This is a genomic window from Sphingomonas ginsenosidivorax, from assembly GCF_007995065.1.
GTDB lineage: Bacteria > Pseudomonadota > Alphaproteobacteria > Sphingomonadales > Sphingomonadaceae > Sphingomonas > Sphingomonas ginsenosidivorax.
This window is the reverse complement of sequence record NZ_VOQR01000001.1, coordinates 3,172,351-3,190,671: the sequence shown is the minus strand read 5'-3', so window position 1 is coordinate 3,190,671 and position 18,321 is coordinate 3,172,351. Positions and strand designations below refer to the sequence as shown.

At 61.9% G+C, this 18,321-nt stretch carries 13 protein-coding genes and 2 pseudogenes; 5 read left to right on the top strand and 10 right to left on the bottom strand.

The features are described 5' to 3' along the window. Window positions 1-21: 21 nt before the first annotated feature. From FSB78_RS14430 to FSB78_RS14410, 5 genes are all read left to right on the top strand, one after another. Window positions 22-1,104: a glycosyltransferase family 4 protein gene (locus FSB78_RS14430; protein WP_158638017.1), complete on the top strand. Its 1,083-nt coding sequence runs from the start codon at window positions 22-24 to the stop codon at window positions 1,102-1,104. Between the two features lie 227 nt (window positions 1,105-1,331). Further along, window positions 1,332-2,540 carry an O-antigen ligase family protein gene (locus tag FSB78_RS14425; protein ID WP_158638016.1) on the top strand — a complete coding sequence of 403 codons (1,209 nt, stop codon included), beginning with the start codon at window positions 1,332-1,334 and terminating at the stop codon, window positions 2,538-2,540. 77 nt (window positions 2,541-2,617) lie between these two features. Continuing rightward, window positions 2,618-3,307: a polysaccharide biosynthesis/export family protein gene (locus FSB78_RS14420; protein ID WP_242008318.1), complete on the top strand. Its 690-nt coding sequence runs from the start codon at window positions 2,618-2,620 to the stop codon at window positions 3,305-3,307. 13 nt (window positions 3,308-3,320) lie between these two features. After that, window positions 3,321-5,522 carry a GumC family protein gene (locus FSB78_RS14415; RefSeq protein ID WP_147083284.1) on the top strand — a complete coding sequence of 734 codons (2,202 nt, stop codon included), beginning with the start codon at window positions 3,321-3,323 and terminating at the stop codon, window positions 5,520-5,522. 190 nt (window positions 5,523-5,712) lie between these two features. Further along, a complete protein-coding gene (locus tag FSB78_RS14410; protein WP_147083283.1) occupies window positions 5,713-6,771 on the top strand; it encodes a hypothetical protein in 1,059 nt (352 codons plus the stop codon). A gap of 551 nt (window positions 6,772-7,322) precedes the next feature. Here the strand turns inward: FSB78_RS14410 and FSB78_RS14405 are convergent. The 10 genes and pseudogenes from FSB78_RS14405 to FSB78_RS19545 form a co-directional block, all read right to left on the bottom strand. Further along, window positions 7,323-8,432, bottom strand: a pseudogene (locus FSB78_RS14405) (IS3 family transposase). Window positions 8,433-8,491: 59 nt separating this feature from the next. Beyond that, window positions 8,492-9,356 (bottom strand): annotated as a pseudogene (locus FSB78_RS14400) (IS3 family transposase); the annotation flags it as partial. 846 nt (window positions 9,357-10,202) lie between these two features. Further along, window positions 10,203-12,401, bottom strand: a complete 2,199-nt coding sequence (paoC, locus tag FSB78_RS14395; protein ID WP_147083282.1) for an aldehyde oxidoreductase molybdenum-binding subunit PaoC — start codon at window positions 12,399-12,401, stop codon at window positions 10,203-10,205. After that, window positions 12,398-13,357, bottom strand: a complete 960-nt coding sequence (locus FSB78_RS14390) for an FAD binding domain-containing protein (protein WP_147083281.1) — start codon at window positions 13,355-13,357, stop codon at window positions 12,398-12,400. Before FSB78_RS14390 ends, paoC begins: the two co-directional genes overlap by 4 nt. Continuing rightward, window positions 13,354-13,983 carry an aldehyde dehydrogenase iron-sulfur subunit PaoA gene (paoA, locus tag FSB78_RS14385; protein ID WP_147084236.1) on the bottom strand — a complete coding sequence of 210 codons (630 nt, stop codon included), beginning with the start codon at window positions 13,981-13,983 and terminating at the stop codon, window positions 13,354-13,356. Before paoA ends, FSB78_RS14390 begins: the two co-directional genes overlap by 4 nt. Before the next feature lie 144 nt (window positions 13,984-14,127). Next, window positions 14,128-14,718: a flavodoxin gene (locus FSB78_RS14380; protein ID WP_147083280.1), complete on the bottom strand. Its 591-nt coding sequence runs from the start codon at window positions 14,716-14,718 to the stop codon at window positions 14,128-14,130. A gap of 16 nt (window positions 14,719-14,734) precedes the next feature. After that, a complete protein-coding gene (locus tag FSB78_RS14375) occupies window positions 14,735-15,730 on the bottom strand; it encodes an aldo/keto reductase (RefSeq protein WP_147083279.1) in 996 nt (331 codons plus the stop codon). A gap of 28 nt (window positions 15,731-15,758) precedes the next feature. Beyond that, on the bottom strand, window positions 15,759-16,919 hold the full coding sequence (locus tag FSB78_RS14370; RefSeq protein WP_147083278.1) for an aldo/keto reductase: 1,161 nt from the start codon (window positions 16,917-16,919) through the stop codon (window positions 15,759-15,761). A 13-nt stretch (window positions 16,920-16,932) separates the two neighbouring features. Continuing rightward, window positions 16,933-17,364 carry an MFS transporter gene (locus FSB78_RS19550; protein WP_242008317.1) on the bottom strand — a complete coding sequence of 144 codons (432 nt, stop codon included), beginning with the start codon at window positions 17,362-17,364 and terminating at the stop codon, window positions 16,933-16,935. Continuing rightward, window positions 17,361-18,290 (bottom strand): MFS transporter, encoded by a 930-nt coding sequence (locus FSB78_RS19545; protein WP_242008316.1) that lies wholly within the window; start codon window positions 18,288-18,290, stop codon window positions 17,361-17,363. Before FSB78_RS19545 ends, FSB78_RS19550 begins: the two co-directional genes overlap by 4 nt. Window positions 18,291-18,321 lie beyond the last annotated feature (31 nt).

The window sequence follows — 18,321 nt, the reverse complement described above, 5'->3', positions numbered from 1 at the left end:
ACCGTGAGTATACCGAGGGGGTTGCCAGCCAACACGCGCCGGGTTGTTGCTGTCGATGCTCGGGTCCTCACCCAGACGGGTAAAGGCGTGCCGCGTTTTCTCTACGAGACGCTGCGCAGGCTTGCGCTGCGGCCGGAGTTCAAATTGATCCTTTTCAGCAATCGGCCGCTCCATATGGACAATGTGCTGCCGATCGAGACGGTCGTCGATACCGCTTGGCGACGCGTGCCTGGTTCGATATGGATGCTGGCGCGCCTCAATCAACTCGCCAAGGGAGCCGGAGCCGATACGCTTTGGGGGCCCTCGCACGTGTTACCAACAAAGAGTCGTGGGCTCCGCACGATCGTGACGGTGCATGATCTGGTGCATCGCCTGATGCCGGAGACCATGGATCGCTGGAATCGATTTGTGTCGCGTCGACTGGTCGACGGCTCGATCCGACGTGCCGACCGTATCGTTGCGGTCAGCAACACCACGGGTGACGACATGGTCGCACTGCTCGGAATCGCGCGTTCGCGGATCGACGTCGTTCGCCTCGGTGTGCGGTTCGTGAAGACACCTGTGCCGGCCTCTGCGACAACGCCCGACGGCTACCTGTTTGTGCTCGGCTCGATTGAACCACGCAAAAATATCAGTGGATTGCTTGATTGCTTCGCATCGTTGCAGCGAAGCCTTCCAGGGCTGTCATTGCGCCTGACCGGGGCGCACAGTTGGAGCCAGAGCGCGACGCTACGGCAGATCCGTAACAACGATGCCTGCACAATTTTGGGCTTCCTCACAGACGCAGACGTCACCGCACAGATGGCGGGCGCGCGCGCTTTCGTCATTCCTTCGCACTATGAGGGGTTCGGGCTTCCGATCGTTGAAGCGGTCGGGCTCGCGCCGGTGATTGCTGCCGACATCCCAATCTTCCGGGAGTTAGCCGAAGCAATTGACGGCATTCATTTTGTCGATTTTGGAAACCCCGATGCCGCGGCCGCTTCGATCGCAACCTTCTTGGCCAGTGACCCAGCGCCGGCAAACTTCCGTACTGGGGCCGCAGACGAACTGAACTGGGATACGGTGGCGGATCGCTATGCCGTGATCTTGGATGATCGCGATTGACCCAGGACGGGGCAGCAGTGCTCGGCAAAAAGACGGTTTAACGCGCACAGCCGATCGCGTAAGCGACCGGAATGCAGTTTCTCGCTCGTCTTCGGCTCGGAGCCAACGTGCCAGCCGTTCTACTGATTATTCTGGCTACGGCAGTCTGGGTAGGCGGGGGAGGGTCCCGTGGCAACCTACTCGGACAGGCCTTGGTGCGTGCGGCAGCTTGGACGTGTCTTGTTTTGATGGCGCTTCTGGGCTCGCGCCGCCCCGTGCTGCGCGGCAAAGTCGTGCTCGGATTTGTCCTCGCAAGCATTTTGCTGGCAGCGCTCCAATTGGTACCCCTGCCGCCTGCTTGGTGGGCAGGGCTACCTGGCCGATCCGCTTATGCTGTGGCGGACGTGATTGCCGGGGGGGCGCCGCCATGGCGGCCCATGGCAATCGTACCATCTCTTACGCGCAATGCGCTCAATTCGCTGGTCGTGCCGCTAGCCACAGTTTTGCTGATCGCGGATCCGCGCCGTGTCAACGACCGGCTGATCCTGCGCTTGCTCGTCTGCTTGGTTGTCGCTACCATGGGGCTTGGGCTACTGCAGTTCGCCGGTATCCCTTTGTACGTGCCGATCATCAACGGCGGAGATGAGATCAGCGGCAACTTCGCCAACAAGAACCATTACGCGTTGGTGATGGCTTTTGGCTTGATGCTTGTGCCTGTCTGGGCATTTTACGAGCAACGTGCCATGAACTGGCGAGTACCCGTGACGCTTGCGTTGATTCCTCTGTTGGTTCTTGCAATTTTGGCTAGCGGCTCGCGCGCCGGAATGGCCGTCGGTATCATCGCGTTAGCTGTTGCAGGGGTACTGGTCCGTCGACCGCTTCGTTACGCGTTACGACGCTACCCACGTTGGGTGTTGCCTTCGGTCGTGGGGGGCATGATTGTGACGCTGGTGTCTCTGTTTGCGGTTAGTTTCGTCGCAGGTCGAGCGGTATCGGTAGATCGCGCATTGGCGCTCGACCCTAGCCAAGACATGCGTCGAAGCGGATTACCAACGGTTTGGGCCATGGTCGGCGAATATTTTCCGATTGGCGCAGGGCTAGGTAGCTTTGATACGATCTTTCGTCAGCATGAGCCAATTTCCTTGCTCAAACTGACTTATTTCAACCGTGCACATGATGATTTTCTTGAGATCGTGCTCGACGCAGGCCTTTTAGGTCTCGTTTTAATGATGGCGGTACTCGGCTGGTGGGCAGCAATGTCGTGGCGCGTTTGGCGTCCGAGAAAAATCAGTGATACGGTATTACCGCGGGTGGGGTCGGCCATGCTGCTGCTGACGATGCTCGCGAGCATCGTCGATTACCCTGCCCGTACGCCGATGATCATGTTCTTGGTGGTGATCGCCGCCGTATGGTTGGGGGAGCATTCCGAGCAGGGGGAAGGCTCCTTTACCGGCTAGCTATAAGCTTCTATAGCGCGTTGTCTCCTCTGTTTTTCCTAAGGTTTCCTGAGCGTATGCGTCGGTTTAGTGGTGCCTTGATACTTACCGCGCTCACGGCGGGTTGCGCGCATAATGAGCCGATTGTCTCCAGCGGACAGCTAACGGTGGTCCCGGATACCCGAGGGCTCCCGGCGCCAGAACGGCAGGATCTGACGGCGCAAGATCGTCCCTCGCTTGTTGGTCCCCTCGACACCATTCAGGTCGACGTATTTAACGTGCCGGATCTCTCGCGGGAACTACAGGTTGACGCCTCGGGTCGGATAGCAATGCCGCTCGCTGGTACTATTGATGCACGTGGCCGTACTTCTCAGGAGCTGTCAAAAGCCATCGAGCAAGCGCTGCGTGGTCGATATGTGCGTAATCCCGAAGTCACGGTGAACATCCGTAGCTCTGTCAGCCAAGTCGTGACGATCGATGGGCAGGTCGCTGAGCCGGGATTATATCCTGTCACCAACCAGATGACGCTGCTGCGCGCTATCGCGTCTGCAAAGGGCTTGTCGGAATTTGCCAGACAGGAAGACGTGGTCATTTTGCGGACCGTTGCTGGCCATCGTATGGCTGGTTTGTACGATGTGGCGGCCATTCGTCGAGGAGCGTACGCCGATCCCGCAATTTATGCTAATGATGTGATCGTGGTCGGCGATTCACCGCAGCGCCGCCTCTTCCGCGACTTTGTGTCACTTTCGCCGATTATCGCAGCGCCGTTGATCGCCATCCTGCAGTAGAGTCAACCTGATCATGAACGTTACTGCGCCTCTTTCAGGCAATAAAGGTTTTGGTCTGGAGCCGCTCGCTGGCTTACATACCGATGCCGAACAAATTCCGGCATTCCGCCATTATCTTAGGATCGCGATCCGCCGTCGTTTCATTATTCTCGGCGCGGTTGTGGCTTGTATGGTGTTGGGAGTGGTTATCACGTTGCTGATGACGCCGCGCTATACTGCTACTACAACTGTCGAAATCTCACGGGATTCGGATAAGGTAACTGACTTTCAAGGTGTAGAGCGCGAGACCAGTGTCGCGGACCAAGAGTTTTATCAGACGCAATATGGTCTGCTTCGCGCGCGTACGCTATCCGAGCGTGTGGCGGATCGTCTAAGGCTTCCAGACGACCCCGTGTTTTTTGAGCGGTTCCACTTCACAAGTAATGATCCGGCATTTTCGGTGACGAACGGTCGTTTCGCGGCAGGGATGCGAAATGCTCGACTACGGGCGGCGAGTGATATTCTGCTAAAGAACTTGTCTGTCGATCCAACGCGGCTGTCGCGGCTCGTTGATATCAGCTTCACCAGTCCGGATGCCGGTTTCTCAACCAATGTCGTGAACACTTGGGCTGACAGCTTCATCCACATCAATCTGGAGCGCAAAATCCAAGCGACCTCGTATGGGCGCAACCTGTTGCAGCAGCAGCTTGGCCAAGCGAAGGAGCGGCTTGACGGCTCGCAACGGCAGTTAGTTACGTATGCGTCCGAGCAGCAGATCATTAATTTGCCAGCGCAGTCAAATAACGGCACCACGACCGCCGAACGGCCTATCGTCGCTGATGATTTGGCGGCGCTTAATACCGTCCTGACTCAGGCTACCGCAGACCGCATTCAGGCCGAAGCGCGCTACAAGCAAGCCGGTCGAGGCGGAGCTTCGGCGGAGGCTCTGCGCAACCAGGCTATCAATAATCTTCGCCAACGGCGGGCGGAGTTGGCAGCCGATTATCAGAAACTCATGACACAGTTCGAGCCGGGCTATCCGGCAGCCAAAGCAATTCAATCGCAGGTCGATCAGCTAGACAGGTCAATTGCGCGTGAGGAAGGGCGTGTTACGGGTTCTCAATTCGCCGATTATCGTGAGGCGCAAGAGCGCGAGCAGGCACTGCAAGCACGGGTGAAGCAGCTCAAATCGAACTATCTCGACCTGCGTCGACGTAGCATTCAATATAATATCTACCAGCAGGAGGTGGATACCAACCGCGCCTTGTATGATGGGTTGTTGCAACGCTTCAAAGAGATCGGCGTTGCTGGCGGTGTTGGCATCAACAACATATCGATTGTTGACAATGCTGACGTTCCACAAAAGCCATCTAGTCCGCGACTTTTGGTTAATCTCGCCATCGCGCTTGTGGCCGGTCTGGCAATAGGTATCTTGCTGGCAATTGCGCTGGAGCAGGTTGATGAAGCGATTGCGGATCCGGTCGAGCTCGAGCGACGTCTGAAGCTGCCTCTGCTTGGATCAGTCCCCAAGGTCGCAAATGGGGAAGAGCCTAAAGACGCGCTGCTCGACCGTAAATCGTCCCTTGTTGACGCCTATATGGCCGTGCAAACGAACCTAGGCTTTACGACGGAGCATGGCGTTCCGCGCTCATTCGCCGTGACATCAACCCGGCCCGCCGAAGGCAAGTCAACGACGGCGCTCGCGCTGGCAACGACATTGGCGCGTAGCCATCGCAAAGTTATTTTGGTGGATGGGGACATGCGTTCGCCGTCGGTTCATCACCTGGGCGGTGTTGATCACGATGCAGGTCTTAGCAACTTTTTGGCGGGTGAAGATAATATCGGCAGCTTGATATTTGAGATGCGCGATTTAGGCATTGCCGCGATGACAGCGGGCCCCATACCGCCCAACGCGGCCGAATTGCTGACGGGAAATCGATTGGCAGTGTTGATAGAGCGTTTGCTCCAGACATATGACCATGTCGTTATCGACAGTCCGCCTGTGATGGGGCTTGCAGACGCGCCGCTGATCGCTGCGCGAGTAGAAGGTGTCGTGTTCGCCATTGAGGCGCGTGGCATACAGGCGACATCGATCAAGACCGCGTTGGCCCGCCTTGCGAGTGCCAACGTCCGCATCTTTGGTGGCGTACTGACCAAGTTCGAAGCGCAACGTGGCCATTATGGTTACGGCTATGAATATGGTTATAGTTATGGCCATGAGCAGAAAACCAGTTGAAGAGCGACCAGTGACAGATTGGCTGCCTGCGGTACCCGCAGTACGATCATGGCACGAATGGATCGTACGGATTGCGCTAGCGCTAGGACTTGCGGCGTTTGGCGTAGATGCCAGCCGACAGGCGTTGGCGTTAGCAGTAAGTAGCTCGGATCCAGCGCGTGCTTATTCGTTGGCACCAACGGATGGCCTGGTGCTCGCAGATCTCGCTCAAAGCCTGATCGGCCCGAGAACGACCAAAGCTGACCGACAACGTGCCAGTCAGCTTGCCGTGCAGGCGTTAAGGCGTGACGTGACTGCTGTACCAGCATTGGTAGCATTGGGGCTTAATAGCCAACTCAAAAATGGATCGTCAGGGGCACGCCCCATATTTGACTATGTGCAGCGGCTGACCAGGCGCAACCTGCAGGCTGAACTATGGCAAATTCAGGATTCGGCTGTCCGAGGTAACGTCAGCAATTCGCTGCGCCACATTGACATCGCGTTACGTACCTCTCGCCAAGCGCCGGATCTCCTATTCCCTGTTCTCGGAGCCGTGATTCAGGACGTGGATACGCGTGAGAGATTGGCGCGGATTATGTTGACACATCCTCGCTGGAACGAGCTCTTCATTCCCTATGTTGCAGGGAATGGTCAGGATCCATTGGCGGTCGCTGCGCTGTTTCGGCGTCTCGCCGCAGGATCGATTGTAATCCCGGCGCCCTCACAGGCGATCATTGTTGCGCGACTGGTGACGTCACATCCCGATCAGGCATGGGCCTATTATGCCTCGTTCCGCCCGGGGGTGACGCGAACGCACTTACGTGATGGTCGTTTTTCCACAGCAATCGTCGAGCCGTCGCCGTTCGATTGGGTGCCTACGGATGATACGAGCCTGAGCGTTTCGATCTTGAGGGCGAGGGAGGGAGGCGCGGTTGAGCTTTCTGTTCCCTCTAGCAGCGGTGGGCAATTGCTCAGCCAGTTCCAGTATCTACCGCCTGGAATTTATGACCTGAGAGGGAAAAGCGCTGACATCACTCAGGCGTCCGCGGCACGGCTGTATTGGAAGCTTGATTGCGAGGGAGGCCGTGAACTTGGGCGGGTCGAGATGCTCGCCGCTCAATATAGAGGTGGGCGTTTCGCCGGGCATCTCAGTGTCCTTGCTGATTGTCCGATCCAACGTTTATCGCTGGTTGCTCGACCAAATGATGCAATAGAAGGCTTGACTGGTCGCATTACCGAAGTACGGCTCGCCCCGGTGGGGGAGCGATAATCGTGACCCGTCTTTCGATCGTCATGGCTGTAATTGTTGGTATACTAACCCCGGTTTTGGCACAGGATGCTCCGGCCTCGGCGCAGGAGGCTCCGGTTTCGGCGGGTCGCATTGCGGAAAGCAGTGCCGGCACAGTGGGGCAACGGCTTACGAACACCAGTACTGGGAAAGCTACTAATATTGCGCCAATGGCGCGACTTGAAACGCGTGTCTCGAACCGCCTCCATTCGCGGCTGCGCAACCGGATCGATCGCGATTATGTCTCTGCGACCGACCCCACTAGCTCGTTCAGCGAGGCGGGTGAGCGAACGCGAGATCCGCAGGCATCTGCTCGGCGGTAAGCTATGTTACCCAAAAGAGCAGTGAGTCGACGCTAAGCACTGTATCGACAGGTGTATTGAACAACGGATTGACACAGCGGACGGCCGAGCTGTTGTGGTGGAAATGGCCATCCCCGTACCGATCGACTATAGACGTAGTAAGGCTCGGACTGACGTGCCCTGTCTTTCATCCAACGGGAACCAGAGACCGACTGACGTGACCCCAGTCTTTCATCCAGCTGCGACCAGAGACCGACCGGTGTTGTCGCGCATGAGCGCAGATGAAGCAACGGGCGGCGTTAACCCCGCCCGTTGCTGTTCGAGCCCAGCGGCAAATGCTGCCGGGGTAGCGTAGCCCAGCGACGAGTGGGGCCGCTCGGTGTTGTAGTCGTCGACCCAGCGGGCCAGGATCGAGCGGGCCTGACCGATGGTGAAGAACAGCGTCTCGTTGAGCAGTTCGTCGCGCATGCAACCATTGAAGCTTTCGACGAAGCCGTTCTGCTGCGGCTTGCCGGGCGCGATGTAATGCCACTCGACCCCGGTGTCCTGGCACCAGGCAAGGACGGCGTGACTGGTCAGCTCGGTCCCATTATCGCTGACCACCATGCACGGCAGCCCGCGACGTTCGGCGCCCCATGCATTCCCGGCTGTAGTCGTCGATGACGTTGAGCATACGGAACCGCCGGCCGCAGGCCAATGCATCCGACACGAAGTCGAGCGACCAGCGCTGGTCTCGTTCCTGCGGGATTGCCATCGGCGCCCGCGTGCCCAGCGCGCGCTTGCGGCCGCCACGCTTGCGCACCGTCAGCCGCTCCTCGCAATACAGCCGGTAAACCTTCTTCAGGTTCATGCCCTTGCCCTCACTCCGCAACAGGATCGCCAGCCGTCGATAGCCGAAGCGACGACGTTCGTTCGCGATCTCGCGCATCCGTACGCGAACAGCGTCGTCCTTCCCGCGAAGCGGCTCATATTGCCACGCCGACCGGTTGACCCCGATCAACCTGCAGGCGCGACGCTCGGAAAAGCTGTGGTCGGCCATCAGCTTCTCCACCGCAGCGTAGCGCTCTGCAGACCGGGTCAGTTTTTTCCCAGCAAATCCTTCAGCGCCGACACGTCGAGCATCGACTCCGCCGGCAGCTTCTTCAGCCGGCGGTTCTCGTCCTCGAGCGCCCGCAACCGCGCCGCCTCCGACACGGTCATCCCGCCGTACTTCGCCTTCCAGTTGTAGAACGTCGCGTCACTGATCCCATGCTTCCGGCACAGCTCGGCAGTCTTCACGCCGGCCTCATGCTCGCGCAGCACGCCAATGATCTGATCCTCGTTAAATCGGCCTCGCCGCATTACTCGTCTCCATCTGACGAGCTAACTTACCAATGGCATGATGTCTGGGGAGCAGGTCACTCGACGCCCACGTCGCCGGACCATGCGAGCACTGCGTTCGAGGTGAGTTCGGTCCCATTGTCGCTGACGATCATCTTCGGCCTTCCGCGCTCGGCGATCAGATCGGTCAATTCGCGCACCACCCGCCGGCCCGAGATCGACGTGTCCACCACCGCCCGGAGGCCTTCGCGCGTCACGTCGTCGACGATGTTGAGCACGCGGAACCGGCGGTCGGTCACGAGCTGGTCGTGCACGAAGTCCAGGCTCCAGCGCTGGTTGGGGAGCGCCAGCATTGGCGCGGGCGCCCGACTGCCTGTAGCGCGCCTTCGTCCCTTCCGGCGCCTGACCGTCAGCCCTTCCTCGCGGTAGAGCCGCTGGGTCTTCTTGCGGTTGATTGTGATGCCGTCCCGACGCAGTAGGATATGCAACCACCCATAGCCGAACCGCCGGCGCTGCTGGGCCAACTCGCGCAAGCGCGACCGCAGGTCGCCATCATCGCCCCGGCACGAGCGATACTGCATGCTTTTGCGATCCGCCCCGACGACTGCACACGCCTGCCATTCGCTCATCCCCAGCGCCGTCTGGAGATGCGCGACAGCTTCCCGCTTCGCGGCAGGCCTCACCATTCTTCTGATAGCAGGTCCTTCAGGCCTGCGTTGTCGAGCATCGCGTCCGCCAACAGCCGCTCGAGCCGGGCGTTCTCGTTCTCGAGCGCCAGCAGCCGCATCGCATCGGGGACCTCCAGGCCGCCGAACCTGGCCTTCCAGGCGTAGTAGGTCGCGCTCGACATCCCGTGCCGCCGGCACAGATCCGTCACCACCGCACCAGCCTCGCCTCCTTCAGGATCGCGGTGACCTGCTCTTCCGAAAACTGCTTCCGCTTCATCTGTCCGCCCCCTCTTCGGGGTCGGACCCTAGCTCGAACTGGAGGAAAAAGCGGCGGTTACGTCAGGTGCAGCACCGCCCGGAGGGGCCCGATACCAACCCTGAACTCTAGTTATGACTCGTAGAGCCTCGGGGAGCACGTTGGATTGAGCTTAACAACGCTGCAACCGAAGCCATGTTGAAATTGCGAATAAATTAACGAAGCCGCGCTTCGCGACCCCTCATATCGATTTGCAATTCATATGACTTTTCAGCCAGCTCGCCGTCCGTCAGTTTCTATTCCTTTCGGATTTGACGAACGAGGACATTGCCTTAACGATTATCGATAAGCGAGAGTAACTGTCGACGTTCCCTGATCCGATAACACTTAGGGTTTACGCCGGTGCGGGATGGATACGCGGTTCAAATCGCCATCTACTCTGTCTCTCCCATGGGGATGATAACAAAGTATTGGTTTCGAGCGGATTAAGAAGAACCCGGTAAAAATACTGAGTGTCTCGAAAACGCGTGCTAGCTTCATGCAGTAACTATAAAGGACTGCAGCAACAAATTTTATAGTCTTGAGGGTCAGTGCGGGTAAATATTGCTCATCTGCCTCTGGATCCAGCGACTAGACCCCCGGTTTGGGCATTCGGCTGCAGTGAGCTGTCAACGGACGCGTATGCCGGTTATCTGCGTGCCTGACACGAAGGTCGCCAGCGCGCAGTAGGTCCGAGCGGGGGCGCTGCGCGTTCCACGGATCGATGCGAACGGTACTGGTGGAGTATTCGGCGGAGTCTGCGATGGTTGCGGCCCGGCGCGTTAGTGCTCGATGACGGTCTCCTTCGGATAGGTAGAATCGGAGGCTTCAGGCCACGGCTGGTAGCCGGTCCAGGAACTTGTCCAGCGTGATCGGGTAGTCGCGCACGCGGACGCCGGTGGCGTTGTAGATGGCGTTGGCAATCGCCGCGGCGACGCCGCAGATGCCGAGCTCACCCACGCCCTTGGCCTTCATCGGCGAGGCGTCGGGATCGAGCTCGTCGAGGAAGATCACGTCCTGACGCGGGATGTCGGCATGGACCGGCACTTCGTAGCCCGCCATGTCGTGGTTGACGAAGAAGCCGAAGCGCTTGTCGACCGCGAGTTCCTCCATCAGCGCGGCGCCGACGCCCATCGTCATCGCGCCGATGACCTGGCTGCGCGCGGTCTTCGGGTTGAGTATCCGGCCGCCGGCACACACCGCGAGCATCCGGCGCATTCGGACTTCCCCGGTCATCGCATCGACCCCCAGCTCGACGAAGTGCGCGCCGAACGTCTGCCGCTCCATCGATTTCATGTACGCGTCGTCATAGGTCATACTGTCTTCGCCGACGATCGCGCCGCCGCGTGCCGCCTCGTCGAGCGGGATAGCCCGATGTCCGCTCAGCACCTTGCCGTCCGCAAAACCGGTGTCCCGGGCGTTCAGCCCCATTCGCTGTGCGATCGCCTCGCGCAGTTTGACGCTCGCGGCATAGACGCCGCTGGTGGCGCTGGCGGCGCCGCGCTGGCCTAGCGAGCCGCTCGCCGCCGGGAACGCGGAGTCGCCGATGCGCACGTCGACTCGGTCGACGGGGACGCCGAGCATCTCCGCGGCGGTCTGCCCCATGATGGTGTAGCTGCCGGTGCCGATGTCGGTCATGTCGGATTCGACGAGGATCCGGCCTGCCATTGTCAGCGTCACCCGCGCGCCGGACGGACTGACCGGCCCGCCGCGGATCGCCGCCGCGGTGCCCATTCCGACGAGCCAGCGGCCGTCACGCACCGTTCCGGGCTTGGCCGAACGCCTGTCCCAGCCAAATCGCTCGGCGCCGGTGCGGAACGCCTCCGGCAGCTGCCGGATCGTGAAGCGCGTGGTGGGTTCGGCCGGGTTTACCTGCGTGTCGTTCAGGATGCGCAGCGCGACCGGGTCCATGCCGAGCTTCTCGGCGAGTTCGTCCATCGCGATCTCGATTGCCATCAGGCCCGGCGCTTCGCCCGGTGCGCGCATGGCGCTCGCTTCTGGCAGATCGAGTTGCGTCTGCCGTACCGTCGTGCGGCGATTGGCGCCCGCGTAGAGCAGCAATCCGGGCAACGGCGCGCGTTCCGAGATCCCTCCCGGCAAGTTTCCGTCCCAGGCGTCGTGGCCGAAGGCAGTGATGCGGCCGTCGCTGGTCGCACCGATTCGCAAGCGCTGGATCGTCGCGGCGCGGTGCGTCGTGTTGTTGAACAGATGCGGGCGTGCGAGCGTGACCTTGACGGGACGCCCGACCGCACGGGCCGCCAGCGCGGCCATCACCGCGTCCGACAATATGGTCGCCTTGCCGCCGAACCCGCCGCCGATGAACGGCGAGTCGATGCGGATATTTTCCTTCGGCATTCCCATGATCTTGGCAAAATCGCGCAAACCCCATTGAACGATCTGGATCGACGTCCACAAAGTCACCTTGTCGCCTTCCCAGGCTGCGATCGTCGCATGCGGCTCCATCATGACATGCGCGTGGTCGGGCGTGGTGTAGGTCGCATCGACCTTCACCGGCGCAGCAGCATAGGCCGTGTCGAAATCGCCGACATGGGTATCGGGAAAGGCCTTCGGTTCGACGCCGGATACACGTGCCGTCTCCAGGTCGAACGCGCCGGGGGTCCGGGCGTAATCGACCCGTATCAGGCTTGCGGCGTAGCGCGCCTGCTCGAAGGTCTCCGCAACCACCACGGCGACCGCCTGATGATAATGGTCGACGGCAGGGCCGGCGAGCGGCCGCGCCGTGTAGAAATCACCGACACCGACATGCCCGGCATTCTCGTGCGTCACGATTCCGATCACGCCCGGCGCGGCACGTGCGGCGCTCAGGTCGATCGCGTTGATCCGGCCCTTGGCGATCGCGGCACCGAGGATCACGCCGTACGCCTGGTTCGGGACCACATCGTGGCGCTCATAGGCGTAGGGCGCAGTGCCGGTTACCTTTAGCGGGCCATCGATCCGGTCCACCGGTTTGCCGACCACCTTGAGCTGGTCGATCGGGTTCTTGCCTGCAGCCTTGTCGAATTTCATGCGGCGTCTCCTATCTTGGCATCGGCCAGGACGGCGCCCAGCGCGCGTTCGACCAGCGTGATCTTGAAGGCATTGTCGGGACGCGGTCTGGCGCCTGCCAGCAAGCTGCCCGTCACCGTCTTGGCGCCACGCTGCAGCTGCGCCTCGGCCGCCGCGACCCGCCAGGGCATGGGCGCTACACCGCCAACCGCGACGCGACCGCTGCCATCCTTGTTGATGACGGCCGCTACCGAGACCAGCGCGAAGGCATAGGATGCGCGGTCGCGAACCTTGCGATAGACGTGCGTGCCGCCGATCGGCCGCGGCAGGGTCACCGCAGTGATGAGCTCACCCGGGGCGAGCACAGTCTCGATATGCGGCGTCGCTGCGGGCAAGACATGGAAATCGGCGATCGGAATGTCTCGCGTGGTGCCGTCGCTGCGCACCGTCTCGATCGTCGCATCGAGCACCCGCATCGCGACCGCCATGTCGCCGGGATAGGTCGCGATGCAGGCGTCGCTTGTGCCGATTACGCCCAACTGCCGGCTATAGCCGCCGATCGCCGCACAGCCCGACCCCGGCTTGCGCTTGTTGCACGCCTGATTGGTATCGTAGAAATAGGGGCAGCGCGTGCGCTGGAGCAGATTGCCCGCGGTCGTTGCCTTGTTGCGCAGCTGACCGCTTGCGCCCGCGACGATCGCACGGGAAAGGACGCCGTAATCGCGGCGCACGATCGGGTCGGACGCGAGTGCGGTGTTGGTGACGAGCGCACCGATGCGCAGACCGTCGCCGGTTCGCTCGATCCGGTCGAGCTTGAGGTCCTGCACGTCAACCAGATACTGTGGCGCTTCGATCTGCAACTTCATCAGGTCGAGGAGGTTGGTGCCGCCGGCGATGAATTTCGCGCCGGGATTGCGCGCAACCGCGGCCGCTGCCGCTGCAGGGGTTTTGGCCCGCTCATAGGTAAACGGCTTCATGCCTTGGCTCCTGCGACATCGGTCATCGCTTCGATGATGTTGGAATAAGCGCCGCAGCGGCAGATATTGCCACTCATCCGCTCGCGCATCTCGGCATCGCTAGCCTCGGGTTTGTCGATCAGGCTGGCGGAGACGTGGCTTGGGATGCCAGCCTTGATCTCTCCGAGCACTGCGACCGCCGAGCAGATCTGCCCGGGCGTGCAATAGCCACATTGATAGCCGTCATGCCGCACAAACGCGGCCTGCATTGGATGAAGCTTATCAGGCGTGCCGAGCCCTTCTATGGTGGTGATCCTGTCGCCTTGGTGCATGACTGCCAGAGTGAGGCACGCGTTAATTCGCACGCCGTCGACCAGCACGGTGCACGCGCCGCACTGGCCGTGGTCGCAACCCTTCTTGGTGCCGGTCAGCTGCAGATTCTCGCGTAGCGCGTCGAGCAGCGTGGTACGCGTGTCGACGTCGAGTTCGCGGCGCTTGCCGTTGATGTCGAACGCGACCTTCATGAGGGGAGGTCCGGCCGCGGCCTGGGCAGCATCTGCGGCTGGAGCGGCAACGAGCGCTGCGGCCGCCGCACCGCCGGCGAGCACGCCGCGACGAGAGACTTCGAGTTCACCGGCCATTGTCATCGGCTCCGTCTGTTTCGGGTTGGTGTGCGGCATCATTTCGGCCCTTGGTACTGCGCGTCCTAGACCGGCTCGAGCCAGGTGACGCTCCTGTCGCCGGATGCTTCCGCAACATCTGCTTCATCGGAATGTCCTTGTTGGCTGGCATCACGAGGGCTTCACGCCAAGCCAGCTATTGACCTGAGTGAGCGTGCGCCGTTCCTGGTCGGCTTCCATCACGAACGGATCCTCGACCCGCGCACCCGGCGCGTGGCTCGCCAGGACCGCGGAGCTGTTGCCGGTCCCGTACCCGCCATGCGTGATGAAGGGCCGGAGCGTCTTTCCTTGCAGGTCATGCGCGCGCAGGAACGAGCGGATCACGGGCGGCGCTGTCTCGCCCCAGATCGGAAAGCCGAGGAAGACCGTGTCGTATGTAGCGACGTTCGTGACCGTCTCGGCCAGCGCCGGCTCGAAGCCACTGTCGCGCTCCTGCCGCGCCTGTGCGACGGTCTCCTCGTAATCGTCGGGATAGGCGCGCGCGGGACGGATCTCGAAGAGCGTGGCGCCGAGCGTGCGTGCGATCGTGCCGGCGATGACCCGTGTGTTTCCAGAGCGCGTGAAATACGCAACCAGGACTTTGCCGTTGGCCAGGCTCCGGGAATTGCCCGGCTGCGCACAGGCGCTGGTGCTCGCGACCAGCGGCAGGATGGTCAATGCAGTAAGCACCGCCCGGCGGGACAGATCGCTCGTCGGCGTCATCTCGAACTCCCCCTGCTCAACGCCGCGTCATCTTCAACACCGCCTCGGGCAGGCGCTCGCCCTGAACAGCGAAGCCGGCCGTTCCGGTCTCGATCTCGGCAAGATCGTCGGGCGTCAGCGCAAGATCGACGGCGCCAAGATTTTCCTCGAGCCGCACGACCTTGCTCGTGCCGGGAATCGGTACGATCCACGGCTGCTGGGCGAGCAGCCAGGCGAGCGCGACCTGAGCCGGCGTGGCGCGGTGGCGCTCGGCAACCCGCTGCATGACGTGAACGAGTGCCATGTTGGCCTTGCGGGCCTCGCGCGAGAAGCGCGGCACGTGGTTGCGAAAATCCTCGGGCGCGAACACCGTGTTCTCGTCGATCTTCCCGGTCAGGAAGCCGGCGCCGAGCGGGCTGAACGGCACGAAACCGATGCCCAGCTCCTGAACGAGCGGAAGCAGTTCCTCCTCCGGCTCCCGCCAGAACAGGGAATATTCGCTCTGCAGCGCCGTGACCGGTTGTACGGCGTGCGCGCGGCGGATCGTCTCGGGTGCGGCTTCGGACAGGCCGAAATGGCCGACCTTGCCCGCCGCGATCAGCTCCTTCACAGCGCCGGCGACGTCTTCGATCGGCACCGCGGGATCGACGCGGTGCTGATACAATAGATCGATATGGTCGGTACGCAGCCGTTGGAGCATCGCGTCGACGACCGCAACGATATGATCGGGCCGGCTGTTGGTGCCGCCGCTACGCTGTCCGGAAGCGAGATCGATATCGAAGCCGAACTTCGTCGCAATAACGACCTTGTCGCGCACCGGCGCGAGTGCCTCGCCAACCAGATCCTCGTTCGTAAAGGGGCCGTAGGCTTCGGCGGTGTCGAATAGCGTTACGCCGTGGTCGACCGCGGTGCGCAGCAGCGCGACCGCATCCTGCCGATCACCACCCGGACCGTACGTGCCCGCGAAGCTCATGCAGCCGAGGCCCAGCGCGGAAACCTTCAGGCCGGCGGCTCCCAATGTACGGTATTGCATCGTCTATCTCCGTAAAATCCGAGGGGTGTCAGCGCGCAGTTTTCGGCGGCGCTTCCACGCCCGAAAAAGCGAGCACGGCGTCGGGCAGGCGCTGACCCTGCACTGTGATCGCGGCGACGGCAGCGTTCAGTTGCACGACTTCGGCCGCCGAAAGCCGGACCGCGGCCGCACCGCTGTTCTCGACCATGTGTGCCATCTGGGTCGTGCCGGGAATGGGCACGATCCATGGCCTCTGCGCCAACAGCCAGGCGAGTGCGATCTGCGCGGGCGTCGCTTGCTTGGCGACGGCCCAGCGCTTCAGCAGTGTGACCAAAGCGAGGTTGGCAGCGATATTATCCGGCGCGAAGCGTGTCTCGCCGCCGCGAATGTCGCCCTGCGCGTAGCGTGTCTGCGCGTCGATCGCGCCGGTCAGGAAGCCGACCCCGAGCGGACTCCACGGCACGAAGCCGATACCAAGCTCTTCGCACAGCGGCAGGACATCCGTTTCGGGCCCGCGCCACAGCATCGAATACTCGCTCTGTACCGCGGTGATCGGCAGTTCCTTGTGCGCGCGGCGCAGCGTGCCCAAGCCCATTTCGCACAGGCCCCAATGCAGTACCTTGCCTTGCGCTTTGAGGTCCTTGATCGCACCGGCGACGTCCTCGATCGGCACGGCCGGATCGACGCGGTGCTGATACAACAGGTCGATCCGATCGGTGCGCAGGCGTTTCAGGGAGCCCTCGACTGCAGCCTTGATGTGCTCGGGCCGGCTATTCAGGCCGGGCCGGCGCTCGCCGGTCACGAGATCGATGTTCCAGCCGAATTTCGATGTGATCACGACCTTGTCGCGAAACGGGCTGATCGCATCGCCGAGAATGCGTTCGTTCTCATGCGGGCCATAGGCTTCGGCGGTATCGAAGAACGTCACATCGCGATCGAACGCCGCGCGGATGATGTTGAGCATCTCCGGCCGGTAGGGAACAGTCGTCTGATACGTGCGGTGCATGTTCTGGACGCCAAGGCCGATCGCGGACACTTCCAGCGTCCCGAGCTTGCGGCGCCCGTTCGCCAACGCAGCAGCCCCGTGAGGGTTTTTACCCTGGACCATCGGTTGCGCCTTCGCGGCGGCGAGTGCGGGTATCATCGCCAGGCCGCCTGCTGCGCCGAGCAGACTGCGGCGGCTAAGGTCTTTTCCAGTCGTGTCGGTCATAGCGCGAGCCTTTTCAAATCGACGGTTGCGGGGTTGCAGACAAAGGCACGAGGCGTTCGCGCTGCGCCGGCAGCACGATCGCGACCAGCACGACGCTGAGGCACAGCAGGAGCATGACGGTCGCAGCATCGAACGCGGTGGTGATGCGATAGGCAGTGAGCGCCGGTCCGGTCAGCGCGCCGGCGCCGATCCCCGCGACGGCAACCAGCACGCTGAGCCCGACCGAACTGCCAAGCTGATGTGCGACGTTGACCGCGCCCGACGCGATCCCGGCATCCGCGTCACTGACGCCCGATACGCCGGCCGACGTCAGCGGGCTTAGCGTCAGCCCCTGGCTGATGCCGATGAGCAGCATCGGCAGCGCAACCGACACGACATAGCCCGTCTCGACCGAGGCGCGGCTCAGCCAGGCCATGCCCACGATGCCGGTCAAAATGCCGGTCACGAGTAGGGCGTTTGGACTGTAGCGCTTGACCAAGCGCGGTACGGCGATTGCGAAGGGACGTGCAGGATCGTCGCGGGCACGAAAGCGAGCCCCGTGATCGCCGGGCTGTAGCCTGCCACCTCCTGCAGATAGAGCGTCGTGAAGAAGAAGAACCCGACCATTGCGGCGAGATAGAGAACGCGCGCGGAATAGGCGCCCGAGCGGACGCGGCTGTCGAAAACGCGCAGCGGCAGGATCGGCTGGGAGGCCTTGCGTTCGATGGCGATGAAGGCCGCCAGCAGTATGACGGCCGCGCCGACGGTCGCCTGCGTTACCACGTCGCCCCAGCCGGTTTCGGCCGAACGGATGAAGCCATAGACGAGCCCGCTCATCCAGAGCGCCGACGTCACCGCGCCGGCGATATCGAGCGTGCCGGCATGGCGCGGCGTCTCGCTGATGTAGCGCCGCGTCGCGAGGATCAGGCAAATTCCGATCGGCAGGTTGACGTAGAACCCTGCGCGCCACGACACCCATTCGGCGAGAATGCCGCCCAGCACGAGTCCTACCGTTGCCGAGGCGCCGGCCGCCGCGGCATAATAGGAGACCGCCCGGGTGCGCTCCGGACCCTCGGGGAAATTATTCTGCAGGAGCGCGAGCGTCGAGGGCGCGAGAATCGCGGCACCAAGCCCCTGGATCGCCCGCCAGCTCAGCATCCAGGCCGCCGATGGCGACGCGCCGATCGCCAGCGAGGCGAGCGTGAAGATCGCCAGCCCGGTCATGAACATCCGCCGGCGACCAAGAATGTCTCCGGCACGCGCGCCGAGCAGCAGGAAACTGCCGAACGTCAGCGTATAGGCGCTCTGCACCCAGGCGAGGTTTGTTTCGGAAAAGCCGAGCTGCTGCTGGATTTTCGGCAGGCCCGTGAGCACGACCGAAATATCCAGCACGATCATCACGTAGCTTGTCAGGATAATCGCT